Genomic DNA, 26,023 nt, shown 5'->3' on the forward strand with positions numbered 1-26,023 from the left:
CCATAAATAACCTTCTAAAACCACGAAAGGTTAGATGATTAATATGAACTGATTATAAATTCGAAGATTTTAATGTTTCAACAAGTAACTTTAACCCCAATAAAAATACTAACACAAAGCCCAAAACTCCAGGCAAAGGATATCCAAATATTTTAAGGGTAGTTTGAAATTGAAAAAGCATTGATGAACCTATCACTAAAGATGCAATTATAATAGCAAGGCTAAGACGGTTTCCTACTTTATCCATATGATTAATAAGACTTTCCAATCCCCTATGATCTAAGTTAATCGTAATATTGTCATCTTTAAGCTTTAAAAAGATTTCTCTTAAGTTAGAAGGTAATTCCTTGAAAAGTGAGGCTGTATCTTCAAGGATGAAAGAAAATTCTTTAGAAATTCTGGAAAGATTAATATTTTTTAATATGAGATTTTTAATATGAGATTTTAGATACTCTATCATGTTAAACTCTGGATAAAGCACTCTACCAATTCCTTCATGAATTACTAAAGTTCTCAACATTAATACTAGATATGTAGGAAAACGAATTTTATACTTTCTAATTATGTCTAAAAATTCTTCAATCAACGTCCCTACTTTAAGATCTTTCAAAGGAACTTCATAATATCGTTCTAAAAAATCAAACAAATCAATTCTAAAGTTTATTATATCTTTTGGTGCTGGGGCCATATTAAGGTTTAAGATAGCTTTTATTAACAAATCTACATCTTTATCTAAAATAGCTTTTAAAATATTGATAAGCCAATCTACAATAGTATCATCAAGAATACCCACCATTCCAAAATCTACAAAAGCCATTACATTATTATTTAGAAGGAATATATTCCCAGGATGAGGATCCGCATGAAAAAAATGGCATTCAAAAATCTCTCTAAGGATAAAATGAGCGCCGTTAAGAGCAACGCATTTTTTGTCCACATTTAAATCGGGAAAGCTATCTATTTCAGAAAGTTTATAACCTTTTATGTATTCCATTGTCAAAACCTTTGGTGCAGACAAATCCCAGTAAACTTTCGGAAAATAAATTGTTTGATCGTTTTTAAAACACTTCCTAAATCGCTCAATATTGCGTCCTTCTCTAATAAAATCTAATTCTTTACGAATTGTTTTAGCAAATTCATCGACAATTCTATCAGGTTCATAATAACCGATTTCTGGAAAGTGTTTTTTTAATAAAAAAGCAAAGTCATATAAAATTTTGATATCTGCTTCAATAATCTTTTCTATCCCTGGTCTTTGAACTTTAACGGCCACTTCCTCTTTACTGTTAGTTACGGCTTTGTGCACCTGGGCCAAAGAACCTGCAGCTATGGGTACTTCATCAAAAGAAGTGAACATTTCTTCAAGGGGCCTTTTAAACTGATTTTCTATGACTTCTCTAACCTTTACAAAAGAAAATGGGGGAACATTATCTTGTAATTTGCTTAATTCCTCTATAAATTGATGAGGGAGAAGGTCCGGTCTACAGCTTAATATTTGACCAAATTTTATAAAAGTAGGCCCTAGTTCCTCTAAAGCTAGGCGCACTCTTTCTGGTGTAGAAAGACGCTCTATACCTGCTTTTTCCTTTTTGGCAGCTCCCTTTTGCCAGAAAATAAAAAGCTTAAATCTTAGACGTTCTTCAACTTTATCAAGAACATCCTCGAAGCCATAGCGAATTAAAATTGAAAATATCGTTAAATATCGTTTTAGTTCCCTATAATTTCTTCCTATTTTTAGTAGTAACACAGATTAATAATTATTTTAAGAATTTTTCTTTTCTATTTCATCAAGTCTCTTTAAAATTTTATCCATATCATCTTTAGTAGGTAAACCCATTTCAGATATAGTTTTTTTAACTGTTTCAGATACTTTTTGTGTCAACTCTTTTTCTTGCTTATCTATATGTTTAAGAAGTTTATCCACTACCTTATACTTTTCTTCTTTTGCAATCTCACCTCTCTTAACCAATTCATCAACCAATTTCTCAGCTCTTTCTCTAGTAATATCCATCACACCAAGCCCCATCAACAAAGCTTTGTTAATTAAATCCATCCCTTTTACCTCCTTAAATAAAACTAGTAGAATTAACTAAAGTCACTTTAATTATCAATTTTACTACCAGTATATTAATTTTAAATAAGACCTATAATAGGTTTAAAAATATAAAATAAATAGTATGTTTCTATTACATTGTTTATTAATAAATCATATATTTGTGGCTACTTCATGTTAGAATATTATTGTGCTAAGCGGGGAGCTGGCGGTGCCCTGTACCTGCAATCCGCCATAGCAGGGCTTAATTCCCCAGCCGAGGCTTAGAGATGTAACGCAGCACTGTGTAGTGCAATGTTGATAGCAAGGCCTTACGCGGCGGCGCTATCGTGAACCCCGCCAGGACCGGAAGGTAGCAACGGTAAGCGGTCAGACCGGGTGCCGTAAGTCCCCCTTGCAGGAGTTGCACTTACAGAAAGCGGTTGTATCTCTATTGTCGAAGCTGGGGTGCACGCTAAATAATACTTAATACTTATTTTTAATTTTAATATTTCGAGAAAGGATGTTATGCTAATAGCAGATGACTGGTGTTTTGCTTGTGGAAAAGCTAACCCACTAGGGCTTCGTCTTGAAATATCTCAAGACGAGGAAAGCGTGCTCACAACCTTTCAATTTCAAAAAAGCCATCAAGGATGGAATAATATTGTACACGGTGGAATAATATCGACGATTTTAGATGAATTGAGCACCTGGGCAGCTGTTAGATTAGGATACAAGGTAGTAACAGCTCAGCTAACGGTAAAATTTAAAAAACCTATTTATATAGGTACCAATGTAATGGTGTCTGCTAGAGTGACTGAAGACAAGGGACGTCTAATTTATGCCCAATCTCAAATAGAAAGTATCGACAAAACCATATTATATGCTACTGGGTTGGCTACTTTATCAATTATAAGATGAGCAGTTTTTCCCCTATAATAGAAAACAGAAAAGCACGATTTGAATACGAGATACTTGAAACTCTTGAAACTGGGATAGAGCTCAAGGGTACAGAAGTAAAGTCGCTTCGCCTTGGCAAAGCTTCTTTTTCTGGGTCGTATTGTCAAGTTGAAAAGGGAGAGCTTTGGATATATGATTTTCACATATCCCCCTATGAACAGGGGAATATTTTTAATCTTGATCCTAAAAGAAAGAGGAAACTTCTTGCGCACAGAGGTGAAATATTTAGGTTATATAATGCTGTAAAGCGTAAGGGACTTACATTAATACCACTAAAGCTATATTGGAAAAGAGGAATGGCAAAAGTTCAAGTTGGGCTTGCTAGGGGTAAAAAGTTATATGATAAAAGAGAGAGTATCAAAAAAAGAACAATGGAAAAGGAAAGTAGGAGAGGAGACTACTAATTATGAAGAGGCCAAAAGATGTTTAAAAGGCTTGGTTTGGCATTTGCTTTTCTTCTAGTATTAATTGTCGTTTTTTCTTTGGGATACATCTCAGCAAAACTCAAACCACCCGGAGTAAAAGTGGGTTACATCGAAATTAATGGGACAATAAACAATCAAACAAGTGAATCTGTATCATCAGCAATTAGAAAGGCCAAGCAAGATCCAAATATCAGGGGAATATTATTAAGGGTAAATAGCCCTGGCGGTTCGGTTGGCGCCAGCCAGGAAATATTTGAAACTCTAATGAATTACAAAGAAAGCACAGGAAGGCCTATCATTGTATCCATGGGAGATGTAGCTGCTTCTGGTGGTTATTACGTATCTATAGCTGGCGATAAAATTTTTGCCTTACCATCTACTCTTACGGGTAGTATTGGGGTAATTTCCAACATATTAGACATTCACGATCTCATGAAAAAAATTGGAGTAAAAGAAGAAACGCTAAAAACAGGTGAATACAAGGATACAGGCTCTATATTTAGATCTCTTACACCACAAGACAAAGAATATTTGATGGGGCTTATCGGAGACGCATATGGTCAATTTTTATACGACGTTTCAACAAGACGCAATATACCAATTGATAAACTAAGAACCATTGCTGATGGCAGAGTATTTTCTGGAGCAAAAGCAAAGTCTCTTGGGTTAATAGATGAACTTGGTACGCTTAACGACACCATAGATTATATGAAAAATCTATTAGGAGCTAAAAAGATTACATTAGAAAAATTAAACAATAAAGGTATTTTAGAAGAACTTATGGGCACTTCCTCAAAAACAGATATAGAACAAAAAAACTTTTTGATATATGCTCTATCTGTTTTAAAAAACAGTTTACTAAAATAAAAAAATTAAGTTCAGGAGGTTATTGGTGTCTAAAATTGGCAATTCATCTGAAGTTAAAAGCGAAAAGATGGAAGTAGACGGTGCAAAGGGTGCAAGCATTAAATGGCTTATAACGCCTAAAGACGGTGCACCTAATTTTTCAATGAGATTGATCATTATTGAACCAAATGGACAAAGCCCCGCTCATTCGCACGATTTTGAGCACGAGATGTTTATATTAGAAGGAGAAGCAACTGTAGTCTCAGATAACTCAGAGACAAAAGTATCAGAGGGATCATTTATTTTTATAAAGCCAGGAGAATTTCATACAGTTAAAAATACTGGAACAAAAGTTTGCAAGTTTCTGTGTATGATACCAAATTATTCCATAAAGTAAGGGTGAAATAATGTTACCAAGATTAAAAAATTTAAACAAACTAGTTTTTGAAAGAAAAAATGGCATAAATAAAAAGGTTGTCTTTTCTCCAAACACAGATGGCAATCATTTTTTGTCATTACATCTATATGAGGGAGTACCAGGAGAAGAAATCAAACTCGATACAGAAGTAGGCGATGAAATAATTGTTGTAATTAATGGGAGTTTGAAAGTAAATATTAATGATATTGAATATCATATAAAAAAGGATATGTCTATTCTTTTACCATCAGGCAGAAGCTACCAACTTATAATCGAAGGAGGAGAACCACTAAAGGCTTTTGTAATAGGTTGTGAGCAATGTCTTCTCGCAAACGAACAAAAAAAAGAATACGAATTAATAAAAGGATAAGAATAGATAGAGAGATATGTTTACAGGTATTATAGAGGACGTTGGCCAAATAATTTCTTTTTCTCCACAGGGGTATGGATACAAAATAAAGATTTCTTTCAAAAAACAATTTGATGATTTAAAAATTTCTGATTCTATAGCAGTTGACGGTGTTTGCCTGACAGTAACAAAGATAAACGGTCAATCCTTTGAAGCTGATATCTCAAAAGAAACCGTTTCTGTTACTACTTTTAAGCATTTGAAAGCTGGGATGAAAGTAAACCTTGAAAGAGCAATGAAACATGACTCGAGATTCGGAGGGCATATTGTGCTGGGTCATGTAGATGGTGTAGGAAAAATTACATCTATCAAGAATGAAAAGTTGAATGCGATACTCACTATAGAATTTCCTCCTCCACTGAAAAAGTATATAGCCCACAAAGGTTCTATAGCTGTAAACGGAATTAGTTTGACCATAGCTGCTGTAAAAGAAAATTCTTTTGATGTGGCACTCATACCTTTAACTATCAAGGAGACTTCTCTCTCAGATAAGAAGGTGGGCTCACCCGTCAATATTGAAGTTGACGTTATATCAAGATATATTGAAAACTTGTTAAAGTATAAGGATTAATTGACAAAAGAAATTGATCTTATAAAAAGTTATAGAATTTTATATGATTTTTTGGGTCCTCAAGGTTGGTGGCCAGCCGATACACCTTTGGAAGTTGCAGTTGGAGCTATTCTTACGCAAAATACCTCATGGCAAAATGTAGAAAAAGCTATCTTTAATTTAAAACAAAAAAAATTAATGAATCTAAACGCACTAGTTGAAATTAATCCAGACGAACTAGCAATGTTTATTAAACCTGCTGGATATTACAACATAAAATCCAAAAGATTAAAAAATTTTGTATCAAAAATATACAAAAATTTTAAAACAATCGAAGAAATTAAAAAATTAGAACTCATTGAGGCAAGGAGATTTCTTCTGGGAATAAACGGGATTGGATATGAAACTGCTGACTCTATTCTTCTTTATGCTCTTGAATATCCAATATTTGTAATTGACACGTACACTCTAAGATGGCTTGAAAGATTCAATATAAAGTTTTCTGGCAACAAAAGGGTTATTTACCACAAATCGCAGGATTTTTTTATGAAGAACTTGCCCAATGAAACTAGGCTGTTCAAAGAATATCACGCTTTAATTGTGAAACTCGGAAAAGAATTTTGTAAGAAGAAACCAAACTGCAAAAAATGCCCCTTCTTCATCAAAGCTCAATAATACTTTCTGTAGCCTTTGAATCTTCTCTATTTTTCAGTTTATCAGGTCTAGTATCTCTAATTAAAAGGCTAAACAAAGTGGCTACAATAAACAAAAAGAGTATCCAAAAAAAAGTAGTATTATAAGCCATTATAGCAGCGTGAAGATCAATGTAGTTGCTCAAAATAGCGAAGGTTTTGTCTGGCAAATCAGCAGGGGTTGAACCTGCATTTTGCATCAAAGCGCCACTTATATCTGCAAACCAGTTGCTTAGTATTGGAGATGTAGTAGCAGGACTAACCAGAGAACTCTGTGTATAAAATGGGTTATTTGTAACAATATGCTCTACCATATATGCTCTGTTTATAGTGGTGGAATTTTCAAGCATTGTGGCAAAAACTGCTATCCCAACGCTGCCACAAACAGTTCTTATAAGATTAAAAAGTCCAGATGCTCCAAACATATACTTTCTTTCAACAGTCATTAAAGCTGCAGTGCTTAAAGATACAAATATAAACGCAAATGCAATTCCCTGAATTAACTGAGGAATCAATATGTCCCAGGCATTGATATCTAGATTCATTACAGTTAGAGGATAAAAGCTAATTGCAGCCAATACTGTGGCAATAAAGATCATCTTTTTCGGCCCCAAAAAATTGTATATTCTTCCAGCAAGTGGCATAGCAAAAGCCATAGCGAGACTTCTTGGCATAAGAGCTAAACCTGATTCCATAACTGAGTAACCAAGAACGCTTTCAAATAACATTGGCAATAAAAACAAACTTCCGAAAAGTCCCATACCAAAAATGCCGCCAAGCATTGTAGCACTGGTAAAGGATAAATCCTTTAAAACTCTTAACTCTACAATAGGTTTATCAGTTTTTAATTCCCAAATTATAAACAATATAAGAGAGACTGCGCTGGTAATGGCAAGTTTTACTATAAAATCAGATTCAAACCACGAATTTTCCTGACCCTTTTCAAGCATTATTTGCAAGGTCGAAAGACCCACCGTCATCAACATAAGACCTACATAATCAATTTTGCCGGTGTGCCTTTCTCGATCAAGAGATTCTTTTAAAAAGAGAGAGATTAGTATTAGATCTAATATTATAAACGGCATATTTATATAAAAGATCCAGTTCCAGCTATAGTTATCAGTTATATACCCACCAAGTGTTGGCCCAATACCTGGCCCCAAAACAACTCCCATACCAAAAACTCCCATAGCTTTACCCTGTTCTTCTGGGGGAAACGTTTCTCTAAGAATTGCCTGTGACATAGGAATTAGAGCACCACCACCTATGCCTTGAATAACTCTAAAAAGGATCATCGATTCCATATTCCAGGCAAGACCACACAAAAAAGAACCTACTCCAAAAATAATTACGCTAAAAGTAAAAAATCTTACCTTACCAAACAAGTCGCTTAGAAAACCAATTGCAGGCATTACAACTACGTTTGACAACATGTACGCTGTTGAAACCCAGGTTATTTCAGTAACTGACGCTCCAAGAGAACCCCTCATATTTGGTAAAGCAACGTTTACAATGCTCGTGTCAAGAGCAGCTATTAACGTGCTAATCATTATTGTAAGGGTTACCATCCATTTATTTGGCAAAGTAGTATCCTTAGGCATTATTAATAATTTCACATCCTCAGAATTGAATAAAGTAGATACATAAATAAATTAAAGTTTATTTAAATCCCAGAAAGAAAGTTTTAATCTAACCTATTAAGTTTATAAAAGAATATGCCAACTAAAATCCTGTATCGACATAAGGATTTACTGAAAGCCCAGGATAAAGAGGATGTTTCGGATCATATGGGCTATCAATTGCTATCCTTACGGGTACCCTCTGAACAACTTTGACGAAGTTTCCTGTGGCATTTTCCGGAGGCAAAAGGCTAAATACTGCTCCAGTTCCTGGTTGGAAGCTTTCAACGTGTCCCTCAAACTTAATTCCAGGATACGCATCAACATATATGTCCACCTTTTGACCTACTCTCATCTTATCAAGTTGAGTTTCTTTAAAGTTTGCAGTAACCCATAAGTCATTTTTCTTTACCAAAATAAATAAAGTTTGTCCGGGTACAGCATAATTTCCTACTTCTGCAAACTTTTTTGCGATATAACCATCTTCTGGCGCATAAATTTTCGTTCTTTTAACATTAATAAGAGCCTGATCTAGATTCGCTTTAGCTTCTTTAATAGCATATAAAGCTGTAACTTTTTGTGCTCTAATGGTATCTAGAGCTGCCTTTGCCCGAGTAACGGCTTTTTGAGCAGCTTTCATAGCAGCTACAGCCGTCTTTTCCTTGGTAAGATAGGTATCATAAACATCAGCAGAAACTGCATTTTGTTTATATAAGTCTTCATACCTCACCCTCTCTTTTTGCGCAAGTTCCGCCTGTGCCTCAGCTGATGAATAATTATCCATTGCTTGTTGCAGCGCCGCCTCAGCTTGTTTTTCAGAACTTTCAAGCTCATTGATAGTTGCTTTAGCTTTATTAAGTGCAGCCTCATTTAGATTAAGAGCATTTGTATAATCAGAGGTTTCAATTTCAGCGATAACCTGGCCCTTTTTTACTTCTTGGTATCTCTCTACATTAACTGCAACAATCTTGCCCGATATCTGAGGTGAGATATAAATATACGTACCCTCAATATATGCATCGTCTGTGCTCTGGTGAGTAAGAGAATAAACTATTTTTTGATAAGCAAAGGGAGAAAGTAAAGCGAGCACAACTAAAATAAATATAAGGAAACCTTTTTTAGAAGGCTTTTTTGGTTGTAGGAGTTTAAATTTAGTCCTGACATTATTTTCTTTAGGTTGGTCTGACATAATTCCTCCTAAATAGTTTCTTATTGATAAAGTATTATTTTAGTAAATACTGACCAATCAGTCAACCACATAATTCTATGCAAAAATAGCCTAACTTCAAGGGTACAATTATTGATGTATCTAAAACGTTTTATTGATAGTTTGTTTCTATAAATAACTAAATTTTTTGAAAACAAAAAGAATTCTAATGAAAAAAGATATTTACAATGTCTTTAAAGTGATATAATTATATTTAGTAAATAATTTAAGGAGGCGTTTGACATGGATCGGAAGTCTGTTTTGGTAGCCTTTAAGAACTTTAAGGGAGATAGATCCGTTTTGAAAGAGGCTACAAGGATTGCAAGGTCAAATAATGCTGTCGTTTATCTTCTGAACATAGTCGAGCGCTCTAGTTTCCTTGGGGTATATAACCCGGATGCAGAAGAAGAACTTCTTAAAAGGGCAGAAAGTGAGATAGAAAAAGCGAAAGACTATCTTAAATCAGAAGGTGTCGAGGCGTTAGGACTTGTGAAATTTGGCGAAAGAAGCGAAATTATATGCGACGTTGCAAAAAAGATAAAACCAGTAAGGATTGTAATTGGAAACAGAGGGCTTAGGGGTATAAAAAGGCTTTTATTTGGCGGGGTACCAGAAAGAGTAGTAAAAACCTCTCCTTGTCCTGTATATGTTGTAGAATAGCTGAAAAACAGATTTTACCCCCGAAGTGAATTTCGGGGGTTTTTATATTTATACGGTCTTCAAAAAATCTTTCAAAGCGTTGATAGCAAAATCAAGCTTGTTGATATCTTTAATTCCACCCTGTACAACTTTGTCTCGGCCTCCAGATCCTCCACCTGTGACATTTGTAATAATCTTGGCTAATTCTTTTGCACTAATACCTTTTGACACCTTATCTGAAATTGACAATACAAAATTAGCACCTTGGTCGTTGACTGAATAAATAAATAGTATCAGGTTATCAAAATGATTTCTAGCTAAATCTACAAAAAAGAGCATATCCTCTTTAGTGCAGCCATTTAAATTTTCAGAATATAAGGAAAATTTCCCAATCTCTTCTGCAGCAAGATTGTTAGCCCTTATTCTCAAATAATTCATGGTAACTTCTTTAAGTCGTTTTTTAGTTTCATCCAGATCTTTTATGATAGAAATAGACTTTTTCACTGGAAAACCACTTGCATCTAAAATTTTATCTATTTCATCAAGGTTTTTTCTTTTTTGTTGAAAATATTTTAAAGCTTTAATTCCAGTAAACGCTTCAATCCTTCTAACAGAACTTGCAATAGATTCTTGTTTTACAATAGCAAACATGCCAATTTCACCTGTCATTTTCACATGAGTGCCTCCACACAACTCTGAAGAAACGCTGTCAATATTTACCACTCTAACCTTAGATTTATACTTGTCCGAAAACAAGGCTATAGCACCTGATTTTATTGCATCTTCAAGATTCATCTCTTGAACTGTAACTTTATAATTTTTCATTATTATTTTATTTACAGATATTTCAATATCAGATATATCCTCATCAGACAAAGCATTCGAAAAAAAGTCAAATCTTAATAGTTCATCCGAAACAAATGAGCCTCTTTGGCTAACAGCCTCACCAAATTTCTCTCTAAGAACAGCGTGTAAAATATGAGTACAGGTATGATTGCTCGAGGACAAACTTCTTCGGTTTATATCGATTTCAGCTTCTATGGAGTCCCCAGCGCAAAAACTTCCAGATTCTACTTTCCCAAAATGAAATATTGCATCCTTTTCCTTTTGCACATTTATAACTCTAAAGGTAGAATTTTTGGATACAATATAACCGATATCAGAAATTTGACCTCCGCTTTCCGGGTAAAAAGGGGTCTTATCCAAAACAATATATCCTTCTTCACCGAAAGAAAGGCTCCTTACTTCGTTATTACTTTTGTATATACCCAATATTTTTGAACCAGTCTTAAAATTATCATAGCCAACAAATTCTGTAGTAAGAGATGTGGTTATAACCTCGTTTACAAACTGTGACCCCTGTCTGGAAAGATTTTTTCTTTGTATCAATAATTCGTTAAATCCCTCAATATCAACGCCTACATTAAATTCTGCAGCCATTTCTTTGGTTAACTCAACAGGGAAGCCATAAGTGTCATAAAGCATGAATGCAATTTCTCCAGAAACAATGCCATCTTTTCTAATTTGGGGCACTAATTTATTGAAAATGCTTAAACCATCTTTGAGACTTTGGGAAAATTTTTCTTCTTCCGCTCTTATAGCATCTATAATATATTCTTTTTTCTCAAAAAGCTCAGGATATGAATGACGGTATATATCAGAAACAGTTGGAACTGCCTTATATATGAATGGAATCTGATACCCTGACAGGTGTGAAAGGGTAAGAGCCCTTCTCAAAAGTCTTCTAACTACGTAGCCTCTTCCCTCATTTGAAGGGAGTACTCCATCAGATATTGCAAAAACAGCGCCTCTTAGATGATCAGACATAACTCGCAATGGGATAATTCCTTTCCCTTTATATTCTATTCCAGTAATAGAAGAGATCTTTTCAATAATAGGATATATTAAATCTGTCTCATAATTTGAATCCTTTCCTTGTAAAACTGAAGCTATCCTTTCAAGACCCATTCCGGTATCTATACCTTTTTTGCTAAGCAATGTTAAGTTAGATTCTTCATCCCTATTGTATTGCATAAAAACGAGGTTCCAAATTTCAAGGAACCTATCACAATCACAAAGTGGAGAACAATCAGATCTCTTACAACCAAAGTTTTCTCCTCTATCATAATATATTTCAGAACAAGGACCACATGGACCTACAGGCCCAGCAGACCAAAAATTATCCTTTTCACCCGATCTATAAATCTTTTCAGCAGGTATATCTAAAGACCTCCAAATTTCATAGGACTCATCGTCATCCTTGTATATAGTTATAAAAAGTCTTTCCTTTTGTAAATGTAAAACTTCTGTAACAAAAACCCACGCAAAAGGGATAGCCTTTTCTTTAAAGTAGTCACCAAAAGAAAAGTTACCTAACATCTCAAAGAATGTATGATGTCTAGCAGTTTTTCCCACTTCTTCAATATCATTGGTTCTCAAACATTTTTGAGAAGTTGCCGCCCTCTTAAAAGGCGGTTCTTCTCTCCCCAAAAAATATGGTTTAAACGGAACCATGCCTGCAATTGTAAACAAAATTGTTGGATCTTCCGGAACAAGCGAAAAGCTTGGTAAAACAGTATGACCTCTATCTTTAAAATAATTTAAAAAAAGGCGTCTAATATCATCTGAAGTCAATTGATAAACCTCCTACACTACAATCTAAAAAATTAATATTATATTATTATATAAACAAAATTACATAAAGCGTAAAACTTCATTAACACTTTTACGCCTTGGCGCAGCCAAATCTTTTATCGCAGGCTTACCTAGAGGTATAGTAGCAACAATTCTGTCGGCTTCTTGAATCCCAAGAATTTTGCCCATTTCCTTTCTTGCAATATTTGGTGCAGTCATCCAACAACTTCCATAACCTAATATATGTGCAGCAATTTGAAGTTGCAAAATACTTGCTGAAACGCTTTGTATTGATGCCTCATATGCAAAGGACGGTTCATCCTCTTCTACAAAATATTCGTTAATAAAGTCCATTACTGACTTATAAGGCTTCGCAATAGCAAATATTACAACGGGAGCTTCTTTGAAGAAAGTAAAATAAAAACTCGATTTTGAAATAAGTTTTATCTGTCTTGTATCTTTTTCTTTATCAAGAGTAGATGCTAGAAATTCAAGTTTTTTAAGTACTGCGTTTGCAAGTTCTTCCTTTAAAGAGTTGTCGTAAACCGCTATATATTCCCAAGGTTGAGAATTTGTAGCAGATGGGGACATAGTAGCGATATATATAATCTTTTCTATATCCTCTTTCGGGACCGGATCAGGTAAAAACTTTCTATGGGATCGACGATCTAAAAGAATGTTAATAAAGTCTTTTTGCATCATCATCCTCCCTTACATAATTTTACAAAAAAGTTACTTAAAAGATACAGGTTTAAAATTTTAAAATGTTTATTTATCCTCTTTTTCTACGCTTTGCAAATATGCAGGATTGAAAATATGGCTTAAAAGATTTATCGGAATAGGAAGTATGGTAGTCGTATTTCTCTCTGGCGAAATATCGGCAATTGTCTGTAAAAATCTAAGTTGAATAGTTAAGGGATTTTGTGCCATAACTTCAGCAGCCTGTTTTAACTTCTCTGATGCCTGAAATTCTCCATCTGCAATAATAACCTTTGCTCTTCTGAGCCTTTCTGCTTCAGCCTGTTTGGCTATAGCTCTTTGCATCTCTTGAGGTATTTCAACATCTTTTAGCTCAACCACGCTTACCTTAATGCCCCATGGATTGGTTTGTTCATCTATAATTTGTTGAAGTCTGTGGTTTATAGCTTCTCTTTGTGACAACATTTCATCAAGTTCAGATTGACCAAGAACCGATCTTAAAGTTGTTTGCGCAATTTGGGAAGTAGCTCTTACAAAATTCTCAACCTTGAGCACTCCAAGTTCCGGATCTACTAATCTAAAATATACTACTGCATTCACTCTGACCGGAACATTATCTTTTGTAATGATCTCCTGTGGAGGAACGTCCATCGTAATAGTCCTCAGATCTACCTTTACCATTCTTTCAACAAATGGGATCAAGAGTATAAGACCAGGCCCTCTTACCCCTACAAACCTACCCAATCTAAAAACAACACCTCTTTCATACTCCTGAGTAATTCTTATAGCGCTTGGAAGAACTATTGCAGTTACAAGTATTACAAACAAAATAAAAATTAAAACTGAGCTAAAAGCAAATCTAACAACCTCGTACATATTAGCCTCCTCTCAAAGCTTTTTTTAATTAATTGAAAAGTTAATTATATAACTTAAGCTTTTATGTCCTTTTTACTTTAAGGACAATTCCCTCTTTACCTACTATTCTCACGGTATCACCAACCTTATAAACCTGATCATCTATTGGCTTTGCGCTCCAAAGTTCTCCATCAAAAAAAACTAAAAGTAGCTTTGCACCATCTCTCACATCTTTTACTTCAGCTTCTTTATCAATAAGATAAGAAGAATCTATAAATGGCTTTTTTCTTCTAGTTCCTAGAACAAGATAAAAAAGTATAGCTATTAATAAACCAGTCAGTATAGCTGCTGGAATTACAACTGTAAGAACTGATGGATAGCCTAATCTCTCAGAGGGTTCAAAAATCATGAACATTCCAAAAACTAAACTTATAATACCGCCAATAGTCAAAATACCAAAAGATGAAACAAAAATCTCCGTCACAAAAAGAATAACAGCAAATCCAACAAAAAGTAATCCCGTAATATTAAATGGTAGATTACCAAGCGCAAAAAATGACAACACAACACATATAAAACCAATAATTCCAGGGAAGATTAACCCAGGACTTGCCAACTCAAATATAATTCCATAAATTCCAACCATCATTAATATGCTTGCTACAGTAGGGTTTGAAATAAGATGCAAAAAATTTTCGAAAAAGGACATTTTATAATATACAAAATTTGGCTCTAAATTAAGAACTATTTTATTGTTATCAGCTATAACTGTTCTGCCATTTGCTTGAGAAACCAAAGAATCTAAATCTTTAGCCACAATATCTATTACGCCTTCTTTAATTGCCTCTGAATCGTTTAGGCTTTGGCTATTTAATACCGCGCTTTGAGCCCAATTCTCATTTCTTCCGTGAATTTTTGCAAGGCTTCTAATATATGAAGCAGCATCTTGAGTTGCCTTTTCAAGCAAAGTTTTATCGTTTCCCCCTCCAATCATCACAGGGTGAGCAGCACCTATAGAAGTATTTGGTGACATAACAGCCAGAGAAGACGCCTCTACAATAAAAGTACCCGCCGATGCAGCTCTTGCGCCAGATGGATATACAAAGCTTGCAACAGGTACCTTTGACTTTAAAATAGATTGAACTATCTCTCTCATAGACTGATCAAGACCGCCAGGTGTATCAAGTTCTATTACTACAAGTGACATATTTTTATTATTTGCGCTCTCAATACCACTCTTAACGTATCTTGCTATTACAGGATCTATTGCACCATTGACATGTAAAACCAATATCTCTCCTGCACAAGCCTTATTAAAAAGAGAGAAAGTAAAGAGAAACAAAAACGCTATGATTGTAAAATTAAAATATCTCATAACTAATTAACCACTATTTGAATGTGCAAGGGACCAATTGCGTAAGTATCTTCTGCCGCAAGAATGCTAATTTTAACGCTACCCTGATAGGACAAATTTTTAATATTTCTTATCGCATTATAAAGAACAGGATATGATACGTTTCCAACAGTTCCAGTTAAAGGATCTGGAACAATCCCCCTTAACTTAGCAACATGATTAGTTTCCTGCAGTAAAGCGCCCAGCTTAGCAAGAAGTAAATTGCTGTCAAGATTTGGGTCTACTTCAGCAGATACTATTGTCTCGCCCTTTCTAAAAACAAGATTGTTTTCAAAAACTTGAAGAGAGGCAAGAATATGTTTCTCACCAACCACGACATTGCCTTCAGAAAGTATCCTCACTGCAAATTGAATATTATTTTTTGCCATCAAATTAATAGAATTAATAACATTTTGCTTTGGAATAAAAAGAACAGTATCAGTATTTTGTAAACCCAATTCATTTATAAGAATAGAATTGGTTTTTTGTATAAAGTCATTTAGCTCGCTTTCACAAACTGATTTATCTCCTCCTTGTATAATTGTTTGGGCAATTATCTGATGAGCCTCAAATTGAAGTTTACCAGTTCTAAGAGATTGGATTGATGCCTTTAACTTATCCAACAAAGCTTTTGATGAACTAATATCGTTTAATAAATTCTCCTTTTCAGAATTTAAAGAAGCAATTTTTTCATCTAGCAGAGATTTTTGATATTCCATTTCCTTTATATGAGAGAGAGCTAGCTTATTTTCTTTTTTTAAGTTTATGGTATCTAAAATTAGCTTTTGTTTTTCCCTATTAACGTTATTTAAATCAAACTTGAGATTTTTTAACTCTTTTGAACTTTTATTATATTCATGTAAAAGCCTTTCCTTTTCTTGAGTCAAATTATCTTTTTCTTTTGTAAGAACAGAAATCTCTTCCTTTAGTGTTTGAAGGCCAAAAAGAGCTACCCTTGCATTTTGAGAAAGTGACAGCATAATAACAACAGTTATTGCAGCTATTAAAATCCCTGAACTAACAGACATAAAGGTCGCAGTATGTTTGGGCCTTAAACCAAAAACAGAAAGCTTTTTTTTACCAGCCTTTTTCCCTAATTTATCTGCAATGTAAGCAACTATCGCGCTAAGAATAAGAAGAATGGGAATAAAATAAAATCCTAATTCTAAGTGTCCCACTTGACAACCATAAATATTCCAAAAATTGTAATTAGTATATCTGCTCCGAATGAGGCTATAAAGGGAGGAAGATAATTCATATAACCCAGAGTTGTAAATAGGCTAAAAATTAGATAATAAAAAAGAACAGTAGTTATAGCAATGCCAAAACCTATAACAGACGACTTTCTTTCGGAAGCTATGCCAAAGGCAACACCTATACAAGCAAAAGCAAAGCATGCAAATGGAAGAGAAAGTTTGTTATATAAATCAACGTACAAAGACTTATCAACAATATCTCTGGAATTTGAAAGATAGCTCAGTAATTCAAAAAAGCTCATATCTCTAGGCTTTTTTGTAGGCAAAGCCTTTACAGTTTGAGGCAAAACCCCAAGAGGAACAATTAACTTTTCGAAATCAAGTCTGCCCATAATAATGCCATCCTTAGAAAATTCATAAGACAATCCTTTTGATGCTACCCACCGGTTACCCGTAAATGAAAGTTTGCTAGAATATATCGTTCTTTTCAAGAATTCATTATCAAATTCCTGGATATAAACGTCCTGTAAAGACATTGTAGCAGGTTTATATTCTTTTGCGAAGATTATAAATTTTGGTTGAGGGCTGTCAGGAGGTAACTTAAATAAAACATTTTGTCTTTCAGTATTAAGTTCTTTTTTTAGGTCCTTTGCAATAATATATCTGCTTTTATCTAACAAAGGATAGGCTAGTTTTTCAAATGTAAAAAAAGAGACTATTGAAAAAAAAATGCCAATTATTATGAAAGGAAAAGAAAATTTAAGGACAGATAAACCTGCAGATCTTAGAGCCACAAGCTCCCAATTTGATGAAATCCTGGAAACTGCCATCAAGACTCCTAAAAGAGTTGCCATTGGGAAAGCAAAAGCTATAGAATAAGGCAATCCACATGCAGCAAGTTTTACACCTGTTAGAAATGACCCTTGATTGTCAGCAACTAATTTGATGGTTCTCATTGATTCCCCTGCCAGCATCAACCCAGAAAAAGCAAGAAGACCAAAGAAAAAAAAAGGCAAAAAATCTTTTAGTATATAAGACCAAAAAAGTTTATTTAAGAGAAGCTTCATTGCCCTGTGCTTGTATTATTTTCTAAAAAATTGTTCGTCTCTTTTTTTGAGGAGGCTTCTACATTGGCAGATTTTACGTTTGTTCCTTCAATCTTACCGGTTTTTAAATTTATAGAGAACTTATCACCTATCATTTTTGAAGAAGGAGAACCAATTGAAGCGTTTCCAATTAAAGTGGCTACATCATCAGATAAAGTTAACTCATTACACGAGAAGGAATACTGCTTATATACGCCATCTTTAACGTCAAAAGCATCCACATTAGTTTTGTTGTCTGATTTCTTCAAAATAATTTTTTTCGCTAAAAAACTCATATCTTTACCGCTTAACTTGCCATCAAAAAGATCCAGAACAGACTTATTAGGATAATATTCTGCTTTTTCACCAGTAAACCCATAGTCCTTGTAGCTAATTACAACATTTCCTTCGGCAACCCACGTGCCTGAACCAAAATCAAGATAGACCTGGTCTGCTTTTACATTTGGCGTCTCAGCAAGAGAAACTCCTGTGAGAAAAAATAAAGTTACAAAAAAAGCTAAAAGAAATCTTATAAAATTCAAATTTTCCTCCAAAATTAAGTATTTTAGCTTTTAAAACTACTGTTTTTGGCTATCAACTATTACATTATATATTATAAATGAAATAAGATTAGATTTGTTTTAAAAAGTAAAAAAACAAATCAAATAAATTATAAACATCTCCGCCTTTAAATAAATAGTTGGTTGACAAAAGTCGATAATTATACTAAATTTTAATTGTTAGTCAAAACTAACTTTGGAGGAAAATTATGGATTTTTTATTTATTTTATTGGTAGGCATTATTTCCTTTTTTGTGTTATATAAAATTTTTTCTAAAAGAAAAAGTATGTGTGACAGTTGCCCTAACAAAGTTTGTAAAACAAAAGATTTTAGCTGTTGCGATTTAGAAACCCTTCCCAAGGAGGAAAAAAATGGTTCTAAATAAGGCTTTGAAGAACAAAAAATATAGAGTGATTGACATAAAATTGGACGAAAAGCTTGCAAGAAGGTTGCAAGAGTTGGGAATAGTAAAGGGTGGAAAAATTCACATGATAAGAAAGGCTCCTCTGGGAGATCCTATACACATCTGTGTAAACGGACAAAATATTTCATTAAGGGATTCGGTTTGTTCAGGCATCGTTATAGAAGAAGACAAATAGACAATTTAAGCGAAAAAACCATAAAGATTGCATTTGTAGGAAACCCTAATGTAGGCAAATCAGCTCTCATAAATGCACTATCTGGCTCAAACCTGAAGGTTGGCAATTGGCCAGGGGTCACAGTTGAAAAAAAGGAAGCAAATATTATTATAAATAACCAGTTGTTTTCTCTGGTAGACTTGCCAGGCGCATATTCTTTAAATCCTTTCTCTTTAGAGGAAAAAATAACCAGAGATTTTTTAATTAATGAAAGGCCAGACTTAATAGTAAACGTAGTAGATAGCAACCAACTCGAAAAAAGTCTTTTTTTAACTTTCGCGTTATCAGAATTTGAGATACCTATGATAATAGCCCTAAACTTTTTTGATGAAATGATCAAAAACAAGACAGAAATAGATCTTAAAAGGTTAAGTGATCTTTTATCAGTAGAAATAGTTCCTACATCAGGAATAAAAGGAATTGGCATAGATGAACTTAAAAGAGCAATATACAAAACTGCAAATGAAAGAAATTTGCCAAATATTCTCTTTGAAGAAGAACTTGACAAGAGGTTTAAACGTATAAAAGAGATATTATCTGACAGAAGAGAAAAATTAGGTTATCCCCTATCCTTTGTAGCTGCAAGGATTCTAGAAAACAACCAGCAAATGATAAGCGAATTAAGTGACAAAAAGCTTCTTGATAAAAGCGTTTTGGATTATGCCGTTGGCAACACAACATATATTGAATCAAGATATAAGCTTATATCTTCGATATGTAAAAAAATTTTAAAAAGACATAAAGATAATAATGAATTAACTCAAAAAATTGATGCAATACTTTTAAACAAATTTTTAGGTTTGCCACTATTTTTTATTATGATGTTTATAGTATTTAAACTCACCTTTGATCTGTCAAAACCATTTGTAGACTTCACCGGTTATTTTATAAATGATTACGTTGGAAAGTATACAATTTATCTCCTATGGTTTTTACCAGATATATTTAAATCTCTTATAAAGGAAGCTATCATAGGCGGTGTAGGTTCGGTAATAAGTTTCTTCCCACTAATAGGAATTTTCTTTTTATTTATATCAATTCTTGAAGAAAGTGGTTATATGACAAGAGCAGCTTTTCTTATTGACAAGATCATGAGTTCGATTGGATTAAGCGGCAAAGTATTTATTCCTCTTATACTTGGTTTTGGATGCAACGTACCTGCTATTTATGCCACAAGAGGCCTTGATTCCCAAAAGGATAGACTCCTTGCTGGCCTTATGATACCACTAATGTCTTGTTCAGCAAGACTGCCAGTATATCTTTTGTTTACTGCTGCTTTTTTCGAAAACTTCAAGGAGTTAATAATACTTGGATTATATTTCCTGGGCGCTTTTATAGCAATAATACTTGTCATATTGTTACAAGTTTCAGTTCCCTCTTTAAAAATGGATTCTACGCCGTTTATATTAGAATTACCGCCATACAGAATCCCTCCTTTAAAATTTCTCTTAAAACTCACAGGTTTTAGAGTAAAGTCTTTCGTAAGAAAGGCTGGTTCTGTAATACTATTCACAATGATACTTGTGTGGAGCGTAAACTCTTTGCCGTACAACGCACCTAGTGGAGAAAGTTACCTTGCACAGGGTTCAAAAGCAATTTCATTTATATTTGCGCCTGCTGGCTTTGATAAATGGGAAGCAGTTGCAACTCTTTTGCCAAGCGTGGTTGCTAAAGAGGCAGTCATTGGAACTCTAGGACAAATACTCGAAGGAGAACGAGTAAGTTCGGGCTCAGTAAAAGATTCAGAAGAATACAATTTTTCAAGTGATACTTTAAAAGTAATTGTAAAATTTAAAGATTCTTTTATTGAAGCCGCATCAAATCTCTTAAATTTCTTTACAATTACATCATTTCAAGAAAAAGAAAAAAATGAAGGACTCATAAACAGGTTAAAAACTTTATTTACGCCGCTTTCAGCTCTATCCTTTATGATATTCATTTTACTCTTTGTGCCGTGTATTGTTACTATTAGCGTCTTAATTCAAGAATATGGTATAAAGTGGACTATCTTTGAAATCTGTATATTATTGGTAATTTCATATAGCGTTTCTACCTTAGTTTACCAAACCGGGAAATTATTTGTACGTTGACTTTTTTTATAGTTTTCCCAAAAAAGTGGTGAGACAGCAAAAACCAAAGAATAAACTATTTTAGAACCTGATCTGGTTAATTCTTTGTATGCACTTCTTAAAGTCGCTCCTGAAGTTATAACATCATCAATTAATAGCACTCTTTCAGGACTTAATTCTGCTTTAAAACAGTCTTCAACATTAAGGCTTCTTTCACGAAAATACAAAAGATGCTGTTTTTTTGTCTCCCTTATCTTTTGAAATTTATATATAGGAAGTCTCTTTTCTTTAGAGATATTGCTTACAATTCTGTCAAGATGGGAGCGTCCAAACTTGTCATCAGGAATACACGAAAGATAAAATCCATCAAATTTTTTATCTTTTAGAAATCTCAAAACTAATTTAGATATCTCTTCCATTGCTATCGAGTCTGATTTTGCTTTTATTACTAAATCTTTAAATTTATCCTTATATATACCAATAGAAAAAGATTTTTTAAAAGGAGGATAAAAAAACTCAAAGGCTTTTTCAAACGTTGAACTACAGTTTGAACAAACATATTTAAGACTCAAATCGTCACACAAAATACAATGCCCCCCAAACAGGAGGGCAAAAAAATCTTTTAAGATTTGCAAGGTTAAACTCTGAATTTAAAGTTTAATTTAAACCCTTTTTGAGCTCATCAACCTTATCTAACTTTTCCCAGGTAACTCCCAGATCAACTCTACCCATATGACCATACGCAGCAAGTGGCCTATATATAGGGCGTCTAAGATCTAATTGATTGATGATAGACCTTGGTCTAAAATCAAAAATATCTTTAACTAGTTCTTCTATCCTTTCCTCTGGCAGATTATTAGTACCAAATGTGTCTATCATTATTGAAAGCGGATTAGCTTTTCCTATAGCATAAGACACTTGAATCTCAACTCTTGACGCAAGTCCTGCTGCTACAATGTTTTTTGCTACATATCTTGCATAATATGCACCAGATCTATCAACCTTTGTAGGGTCCTTACCAGAAAATGCTCCTCCTCCGTGTCTGGCCATGCCTCCATAGGTATCTACAATTATTTTTCTACCAGTCAAACCAGAATCTCCTTGTGGACCACCAATCACAAACCTACCAGATGGGTTAATTAATATCTTCATTGAATCATCCCTCAAATTCTCTGGAATTACTGGCATAATAACCTTTTCTACTACCTCTTTTTCAATTTCCTCATTCTCAACATCTGGTTTGTGCTGAGTAGATATAAGAACAGTATCAACTCTTATTGGTCTAAAACCCTCATATTCTACAGTAACCTGTGTTTTACCATCAGGTCTTAAGAAAGGGATTATTCTATTTTTTCTGACAAAAGCTAACCTTTTGGCTAAATTATGGGCAAGTGTAATAGGGAGCGGCATATATTCTTCTGTCTCATCACAGGCAAATCCGTATACCATACCCTGATCTCCTGCCCCAAGTTCTTCTTCAGGCGCACTAACTTTTTCACCACGTTTTTCCAAAGCCACGTCAACTCCATGAGCTATATCGGGCGATTGTGGATCTATAGAAGTCAGAACTGCACAAGTTTCGCTATCAAATCCGTATTTTGCCCTGGTATAACCGACCTCTTTAATAGTCTTTCTGATAATACTAGGGATGTCTACATACGTCTTTGTAGTGATCTGCCCAACTACTAACACCAAACCTGTAGCAACAGTGGTCTCAGCTGCAACTCTCCCAGTTGGATCATCTTCTATAATTGCGTCAAGAATGGCGTCGGAAATCTGATCTGCAATTTTATCCGGGTGGCCTTCTGTAACGGATTCTGAGGTGAAAAAATAATGCTTGTTTTGGATCAATTTTTGTACCTCCTGAAGATTAAATTTTAATTCACATTATCAAATATTTATAAGAAAATTGCAAGCATTACAATTCATTCGTGGCAATTTAAGAATTATATTCAAGTAAATCCAAAATTTATTCTGTTGACCAGTTATTAATAGCGTTATTTATATCGGGCCAAATTTCAGGAATCAAATCAGAAAGAACTTTCCCTTCTTCAAAGAGAATTTGCTTTCTGGTAACCCACGTTTCATTTTGATGTAGGCGAAAGGATATTTCTTTCTTTATATTGTCTGACCAAACCATTTTACCCTCTACGTCAATAAGCTTAAAATTCACGTCCATAAGAATCTTTTTTTTAGGAGATAAAGACAAAAATCTTCCGATCCACCAGGAACCACCAAAGGATGGTAAACTCAAAAGATCAAGAACCGCTCCAGGGCTTGACGCTATTGGCTGAGGTAACAAAAGAGGTTGAGGGAAGTTTGGAACGTGAGAAATAGTTGTAACCAAAAAGAGCGTTTCTTCAGGCCTAAATCCCATTTTATCTGCTATAAAGGCCCTTGAATCAGTAGACATATCCGCAGGATTGAACGCAGCAACGTCTTGAAAGGACAAAAGCATGACATCACTTTTGTACTTTTTTAAAGAATCTACAAACATCTTCATAGGGAAAGGTGTCTCTTCATAAGAAGCAAGATATATTCCATTTTTTGCTTGAGGAGGAAAAACTATAATTGATGGCACAACTCCTAAAGTTTTTCTCCCAAGAGGATAATATGGAGCATTTAGTGCTCTAACTCCAGATAAAAACGGCTTTAGTGCAACTTTTATCTCGCTGTGTAAATATTTAAGATAGTTGACTTCTCTGAATCTTTGAGGAAATCCACCTGGTAAATATTTAACAGGGCCAGAATTAAACGTTTTTATATTCCTTTGAGCAACTCCATAAATTAAGTCCCCCGTCTTTGCGTTATAAATTCTGATTTCAAGCCAAATATTTATTTCATACTTATCAAAAATTAAATTTGGAAGGTTAACTATATCAACAAGGTGTATAATTGGCAAGACTACTATATCATCATTATTAACATTTCCCAAAGCAAAATATGCACAAGACATAATAAATTCTTTATTTATCCCATTAAATTTCTTTTCAAATAATTTAACATCATCAGCGTCCATATATTTAAGGGAATATCCTGGGAGCGTATTATCAAACGCTCTTATTTGTGATTCAGAATATCCGGGATCTTCATCCAAAAAAGTTGTCTCAGCAAGATAAGGAAGTATTACAGCCTTTTTCTCATTAGCAGGACTTGCATTAGCTTTTAAAACTAAAGCACAAAAAACTAAAAACGCTAGTAACAAAATTTTTAATCTCATATTAGTATTTTATCAGAAAAAGTTAAAAATCAATTAAAATATATGTTAACTATTCTGAATATTTAGAAAAATTTTATTTTTTTAGTATACCAGGAGATTAGATGTTAAAATTCATTAAATATTATAGTTAAATTATTTCATTTGAAAATCATAGGAGGAATAAATGTCTTCAGAAGAAAGGTTAAAGGAAGCAATAAATTATTTTGGAGAAGAAGAGCTAAAATTATCAAAGTTACTTACAGAAGAAGAAAAGAGATGGATATATGATTTTTTTGATAAACTTTCAAAAGAACTCGATTTCGCCGTAACAATATCCGATCCGGAGGGAACTCCTGTTATACCTCCAATAAATCATTCTGACTTGTGCGGGAAAATTATACGAGCTACAGAAAAGGGGTTCACACGATGTAAACAAGAAGCAGCAAAGCGTGGCAAAGATGCAATGGAACAAGGCAAGCCACAATATTACTTTTGTCATGCAAATATTCAAGACTTTATAGTTCCAGTTCTATTATATGGAAAAAGAATAGGAAATATTGCAGGGGGACAGTGTTTGCCCAAAGAACCCGATAAAGAAATGATAGAACACTTTAGAAAGTATTTTACTGAAATTGGGGTAGAAAACATAGAAGAAGCCCTTAAAACTTTAAAAACTGCCCACATAAATTCAAGAGAAAGAATAGGAAATTTTACTATAATGTTCGACGCTCTTGGGAAAATTATCTCAAATTATCTTATGTTTCAAGTCGAAGCAAAGATAGAAGAGATGAAATTATTCGAAACTATAGACAAAAACCAAAAAATATCTTCTTCCTTAACCCAAACACTTAACTCACTATCAGCAACTTCTGAAGAATTAGCCGCTTCAAGTGAAGAAACCGCTGCCATTGTCAACGAAGCAAGAAACAAATTGGACGAAACTGAGGCTATAAATACTTTTATCAAAAAGATTGCAAATCAAACAAGACTACTTGGTTTAAATGCTGCAATAGAAGCATCCAGAGCAGGTGTACATGGTAAGGGATTTGGAGTTGTGGCAAGTGAAATACAAAAACTTGCTACCGAGTCTATGAAATTTGCCAATAAAATAAACGAAACATTAACTGAAATAAATATATCAGTAAAACAAATTCTCGAAAGCTCTCAAAATATAGCTAAAGTATCGGAAGATCAAGCAATATCTATAAATGAGATATCAAAAGTAGCAGAAGAATTATATGTAATTTCAGAAAAACTTTTAAAAATAAGAAATGCTAAATAATTATTTTTTCTCCAATTTATTATATAGTTCATGAAGTGAATCATAAAAACTTTCATTTGGATCCTTACATACCAAATTTTTCATAAATCCAGCCAGGGTACCAGCGCTTTGATCGTCGACCACGTCAACTTCATCCGGCCTATAAGCGGCTGTATACCCAAGGCCCCATATCAGGGCGTATCCTACAAGGTCGTCAGAGGTTGTATCATTTGCATCAAGGGAAGTCAAAAACGCTTTACATGTATACTGTTTTGGATTAAATATTGCTACATCCTCACCATTCTTTGAACTTCTTACATATTTAAAAGTAAAATATTTTCTGATAAATTCAACAAAAGATGTGTTCAAATTTTGAGAGCAGCTTTCATTCAAATCATTAGCTAGAGACTTTAACATATCGCTATTCAAAGACATAAGGCTTTCATCTTTAAAAGTTAGAAAACCCCAGGCCCATAATGTCTGCAAAGCTACGCTACCAGAATCATTTGAATAGCTCTGGACAAAATCCTTACAAGTATATATGTTTGGGTCGAATCCTTGAGCAAAAACAGTAGAACTAAAGATCAGGAAAAAAAATAAAAACAATAGTATTATCTTTTTCATTTTTTGCTCCCT

Annotated in this window: 27 protein-coding genes and 1 other RNA gene; 13 read left to right on the top strand and 15 right to left on the bottom strand. The window is 33.9% G+C overall.

Annotation, left to right across the window (positions count from 1 at the left end; genetic code table 11):
* Positions 1–52 precede the first annotated feature (52 nt).
* Positions 53–1,747 (bottom strand): ABC1 kinase family protein, encoded by a 1,695-nt coding sequence (locus tag TDSAC_RS08585; protein WP_108310099.1) that lies wholly within the window; start codon positions 1,745–1,747, stop codon positions 53–55.
* 15 nt (positions 1,748–1,762) lie between these two features.
* Entirely contained in the window at positions 1,763–2,053 is a 291-nt protein-coding gene (locus TDSAC_RS08590; RefSeq protein WP_108310101.1) for a phasin family protein, read from the bottom strand.
* Between the two features lie 188 nt (positions 2,054–2,241).
* Here TDSAC_RS08590 and ffs point away from each other — a divergent pair.
* The 8 genes from ffs (at position 2,242) to TDSAC_RS08630 (ending at position 6,315) form a co-directional block, all read left to right on the top strand.
* Positions 2,242–2,508, top strand: an RNA gene (gene ffs / locus TDSAC_RS08595) — signal recognition particle sRNA large type.
* Between the two features lie 52 nt (positions 2,509–2,560).
* Positions 2,561–2,953: a PaaI family thioesterase gene (locus TDSAC_RS08600; protein WP_108310103.1), complete on the top strand. Its 393-nt coding sequence runs from the start codon at positions 2,561–2,563 to the stop codon at positions 2,951–2,953.
* Positions 2,950–3,396 carry an SsrA-binding protein SmpB gene (gene smpB, locus TDSAC_RS08605; protein WP_108310105.1) on the top strand — a complete coding sequence of 149 codons (447 nt, stop codon included), beginning with the start codon at positions 2,950–2,952 and terminating at the stop codon, positions 3,394–3,396. The genes TDSAC_RS08600 and smpB overlap by 4 nt, the downstream gene beginning before the upstream one ends.
* Before the next feature lie 18 nt (positions 3,397–3,414).
* Positions 3,415–4,284 carry a signal peptide peptidase SppA gene (gene sppA, locus TDSAC_RS08610; protein WP_108310107.1) on the top strand — a complete coding sequence of 290 codons (870 nt, stop codon included), beginning with the start codon at positions 3,415–3,417 and terminating at the stop codon, positions 4,282–4,284.
* 25 nt (positions 4,285–4,309) lie between these two features.
* Positions 4,310–4,660: a cupin domain-containing protein gene (locus tag TDSAC_RS08615; RefSeq protein WP_108310109.1), complete on the top strand. Its 351-nt coding sequence runs from the start codon at positions 4,310–4,312 to the stop codon at positions 4,658–4,660.
* A gap of 10 nt (positions 4,661–4,670) precedes the next feature.
* On the top strand, positions 4,671–5,051 hold the full coding sequence (locus TDSAC_RS08620; protein ID WP_108310111.1) for a cupin domain-containing protein: 381 nt from the start codon (positions 4,671–4,673) through the stop codon (positions 5,049–5,051).
* Positions 5,052–5,067: 16 nt separating this feature from the next.
* Positions 5,068–5,661 carry a riboflavin synthase gene (locus TDSAC_RS08625; protein ID WP_108310113.1) on the top strand — a complete coding sequence of 198 codons (594 nt, stop codon included), beginning with the start codon at positions 5,068–5,070 and terminating at the stop codon, positions 5,659–5,661.
* Entirely contained in the window at positions 5,662–6,315 is a 654-nt protein-coding gene (locus tag TDSAC_RS08630) for an endonuclease III domain-containing protein (RefSeq protein ID WP_108310116.1), read from the top strand.
* Here the strand turns inward: TDSAC_RS08630 and TDSAC_RS08635 are convergent.
* On the bottom strand, positions 6,302–7,948 hold the full coding sequence (locus TDSAC_RS08635) for a DHA2 family efflux MFS transporter permease subunit (RefSeq protein ID WP_234405745.1): 1,647 nt from the start codon (positions 7,946–7,948) through the stop codon (positions 6,302–6,304). The two genes, TDSAC_RS08630 and TDSAC_RS08635, sit on opposite strands and share 14 nt — an antisense overlap.
* 106 nt (positions 7,949–8,054) lie before the next feature.
* Complete coding sequence (locus tag TDSAC_RS08640) at positions 8,055–9,140, bottom strand: HlyD family secretion protein (RefSeq protein ID WP_108310121.1); 1,086 nt, start codon at positions 9,138–9,140, stop codon at positions 8,055–8,057.
* Positions 9,141–9,401: 261 nt separating this feature from the next.
* Here TDSAC_RS08640 and TDSAC_RS08645 point away from each other — a divergent pair, with 261 nt between their 5' ends.
* A complete protein-coding gene (locus TDSAC_RS08645; RefSeq protein WP_108310123.1) occupies positions 9,402–9,818 on the top strand; it encodes a universal stress protein in 417 nt (138 codons plus the stop codon).
* A gap of 48 nt (positions 9,819–9,866) precedes the next feature.
* Here the strand turns inward: TDSAC_RS08645 and alaS are convergent, their stop codons facing one another.
* The 7 genes from alaS to TDSAC_RS08680 form a co-directional block, all read right to left on the bottom strand.
* Positions 9,867–12,431 (bottom strand): alanine--tRNA ligase, encoded by a 2,565-nt coding sequence (gene alaS / locus TDSAC_RS08650; protein ID WP_108310125.1) that lies wholly within the window; start codon positions 12,429–12,431, stop codon positions 9,867–9,869.
* Between the two features lie 60 nt (positions 12,432–12,491).
* Positions 12,492–13,130 (bottom strand): nitroreductase family protein, encoded by a 639-nt coding sequence (locus TDSAC_RS08655; RefSeq protein WP_199919795.1) that lies wholly within the window; start codon positions 13,128–13,130, stop codon positions 12,492–12,494.
* Positions 13,131–13,199: 69 nt separating this feature from the next.
* On the bottom strand, positions 13,200–14,006 hold the full coding sequence (locus TDSAC_RS08660; RefSeq protein ID WP_108310129.1) for a slipin family protein: 807 nt from the start codon (positions 14,004–14,006) through the stop codon (positions 13,200–13,202).
* 61 nt (positions 14,007–14,067) lie between these two features.
* Positions 14,068–15,360, bottom strand: coding sequence for an NfeD family protein (locus TDSAC_RS08665; protein WP_108310131.1), 1,293 nt, complete (start codon positions 15,358–15,360; stop codon positions 14,068–14,070).
* Positions 15,361–15,362: 2 nt separating this feature from the next.
* Positions 15,363–16,556 carry a DUF3084 domain-containing protein gene (locus TDSAC_RS08670; RefSeq protein ID WP_199919796.1) on the bottom strand — a complete coding sequence of 398 codons (1,194 nt, stop codon included), beginning with the start codon at positions 16,554–16,556 and terminating at the stop codon, positions 15,363–15,365.
* Positions 16,544–17,641 (bottom strand): LptF/LptG family permease, encoded by a 1,098-nt coding sequence (locus tag TDSAC_RS08675; RefSeq protein ID WP_108310136.1) that lies wholly within the window; start codon positions 17,639–17,641, stop codon positions 16,544–16,546. Before TDSAC_RS08675 ends, TDSAC_RS08670 begins: the two co-directional genes overlap by 13 nt.
* Complete coding sequence (locus TDSAC_RS08680; RefSeq protein ID WP_199919797.1) at positions 17,638–18,201, bottom strand: LptA/OstA family protein; 564 nt, start codon at positions 18,199–18,201, stop codon at positions 17,638–17,640. The genes TDSAC_RS08675 and TDSAC_RS08680 overlap by 4 nt, the downstream gene beginning before the upstream one ends.
* 227 nt (positions 18,202–18,428) lie before the next feature.
* Here TDSAC_RS08680 and TDSAC_RS09130 point away from each other — a divergent pair, with 227 nt between their 5' ends.
* Genes TDSAC_RS09130 through feoB form a run of 3 tightly spaced genes read left to right on the top strand, consistent with a single transcriptional unit; the run spans position 18,429 to position 20,948 of the window.
* On the top strand, positions 18,429–18,605 hold the full coding sequence (locus TDSAC_RS09130; protein WP_199919798.1) for a hypothetical protein: 177 nt from the start codon (positions 18,429–18,431) through the stop codon (positions 18,603–18,605).
* On the top strand, positions 18,592–18,819 hold the full coding sequence (locus TDSAC_RS08685; RefSeq protein ID WP_108310140.1) for a FeoA family protein: 228 nt from the start codon (positions 18,592–18,594) through the stop codon (positions 18,817–18,819). The genes TDSAC_RS09130 and TDSAC_RS08685 overlap by 14 nt, the downstream gene beginning before the upstream one ends.
* Positions 18,786–20,948 carry a ferrous iron transport protein B gene (gene feoB / locus TDSAC_RS08690; RefSeq protein WP_199919799.1) on the top strand — a complete coding sequence of 721 codons (2,163 nt, stop codon included), beginning with the start codon at positions 18,786–18,788 and terminating at the stop codon, positions 20,946–20,948. The genes TDSAC_RS08685 and feoB overlap by 34 nt, the downstream gene beginning before the upstream one ends.
* On the opposite strand, the gene TDSAC_RS08695 is transcribed toward feoB, so the two are convergent.
* The 3 genes from TDSAC_RS08695 to TDSAC_RS08705 all read right to left on the bottom strand — a co-directional run bounded on the left by TDSAC_RS08695 (position 20,918) and on the right by TDSAC_RS08705 (position 24,132).
* Complete coding sequence (locus TDSAC_RS08695; RefSeq protein ID WP_108310145.1) at positions 20,918–21,511, bottom strand: ComF family protein; 594 nt, start codon at positions 21,509–21,511, stop codon at positions 20,918–20,920. The two genes, feoB and TDSAC_RS08695, sit on opposite strands and share 31 nt — an antisense overlap.
* Positions 21,512–21,584: 73 nt before the next feature.
* Positions 21,585–22,778, bottom strand: a complete 1,194-nt coding sequence (gene metK / locus TDSAC_RS08700) for a methionine adenosyltransferase (protein ID WP_108310147.1) — start codon at positions 22,776–22,778, stop codon at positions 21,585–21,587.
* 118 nt (positions 22,779–22,896) lie between these two features.
* A complete protein-coding gene (locus TDSAC_RS08705) occupies positions 22,897–24,132 on the bottom strand; it encodes a hypothetical protein (RefSeq protein ID WP_108310149.1) in 1,236 nt (411 codons plus the stop codon).
* Positions 24,133–24,310: 178 nt separating this feature from the next.
* Here TDSAC_RS08705 and TDSAC_RS08710 point away from each other — a divergent pair, with 178 nt between their 5' ends.
* On the top strand, positions 24,311–25,408 hold the full coding sequence (locus tag TDSAC_RS08710; RefSeq protein ID WP_108310151.1) for a PocR ligand-binding domain-containing protein: 1,098 nt from the start codon (positions 24,311–24,313) through the stop codon (positions 25,406–25,408).
* Here the strand turns inward: TDSAC_RS08710 and TDSAC_RS08715 are convergent, their stop codons facing one another.
* Positions 25,409–26,011: a hypothetical protein gene (locus tag TDSAC_RS08715; RefSeq protein ID WP_108310153.1), complete on the bottom strand. Its 603-nt coding sequence runs from the start codon at positions 26,009–26,011 to the stop codon at positions 25,409–25,411. It abuts the gene before it with no gap.
* Between the last annotated feature and the right edge of the window lie 12 nt (positions 26,012–26,023).

This window comes from Thermodesulfobium acidiphilum (assembly GCF_003057965.1).
Classification (GTDB): Bacteria; Thermodesulfobiota; Thermodesulfobiia; order Thermodesulfobiales; family Thermodesulfobiaceae; genus Thermodesulfobium; species Thermodesulfobium acidiphilum.

Excerpts from the sequence above, each read along its gene's own strand:
- TDSAC_RS08710 (WP_108310151.1), top strand. The coding sequence starts at position 24,311 with ATGTCTTCAGAAGAAAGGTTAAAGGAAGCAATAAATTATTTTGGAGAA.
- smpB (WP_108310105.1), top strand. The coding sequence starts at position 2,950 with ATGAGCAGTTTTTCCCCTATAATAGAAAACAGAAAAGCACGATTTGAA.
- TDSAC_RS08590 (WP_108310101.1), bottom strand. The coding sequence starts at position 2,053 with ATGGATTTAATTAACAAAGCTTTGTTGATGGGGCTTGGTGTGATGGAT.
- TDSAC_RS08640 (WP_108310121.1), bottom strand. The coding sequence starts at position 9,140 with ATGTCAGACCAACCTAAAGAAAATAATGTCAGGACTAAATTTAAACTC.
- TDSAC_RS08685 (WP_108310140.1), top strand. The coding sequence starts at position 18,592 with ATGGTTCTAAATAAGGCTTTGAAGAACAAAAAATATAGAGTGATTGAC.
- TDSAC_RS08655 (WP_199919795.1), bottom strand. The coding sequence starts at position 13,130 with ATGCAAAAAGACTTTATTAACATTCTTTTAGATCGTCGATCCCATAGA.
- TDSAC_RS08645 (WP_108310123.1), top strand. The coding sequence starts at position 9,402 with ATGGATCGGAAGTCTGTTTTGGTAGCCTTTAAGAACTTTAAGGGAGAT.
- TDSAC_RS08715 (WP_108310153.1), bottom strand. The coding sequence starts at position 26,011 with ATGAAAAAGATAATACTATTGTTTTTATTTTTTTTCCTGATCTTTAGT.
- TDSAC_RS09130 (WP_199919798.1), top strand. The coding sequence starts at position 18,429 with ATGGATTTTTTATTTATTTTATTGGTAGGCATTATTTCCTTTTTTGTG.
- TDSAC_RS08675 (WP_108310136.1), bottom strand. The coding sequence starts at position 17,641 with ATGAAGCTTCTCTTAAATAAACTTTTTTGGTCTTATATACTAAAAGAT.
- TDSAC_RS08600 (WP_108310103.1), top strand. The coding sequence starts at position 2,561 with ATGCTAATAGCAGATGACTGGTGTTTTGCTTGTGGAAAAGCTAACCCA.
- TDSAC_RS08625 (WP_108310113.1), top strand. The coding sequence starts at position 5,068 with ATGTTTACAGGTATTATAGAGGACGTTGGCCAAATAATTTCTTTTTCT.
- TDSAC_RS08620 (WP_108310111.1), top strand. The coding sequence starts at position 4,671 with ATGTTACCAAGATTAAAAAATTTAAACAAACTAGTTTTTGAAAGAAAA.
- TDSAC_RS08660 (WP_108310129.1), bottom strand. The coding sequence starts at position 14,006 with ATGTACGAGGTTGTTAGATTTGCTTTTAGCTCAGTTTTAATTTTTATT.
- sppA (WP_108310107.1), top strand. The coding sequence starts at position 3,415 with ATGTTTAAAAGGCTTGGTTTGGCATTTGCTTTTCTTCTAGTATTAATT.
- TDSAC_RS08665 (WP_108310131.1), bottom strand. The coding sequence starts at position 15,360 with ATGAGATATTTTAATTTTACAATCATAGCGTTTTTGTTTCTCTTTACT.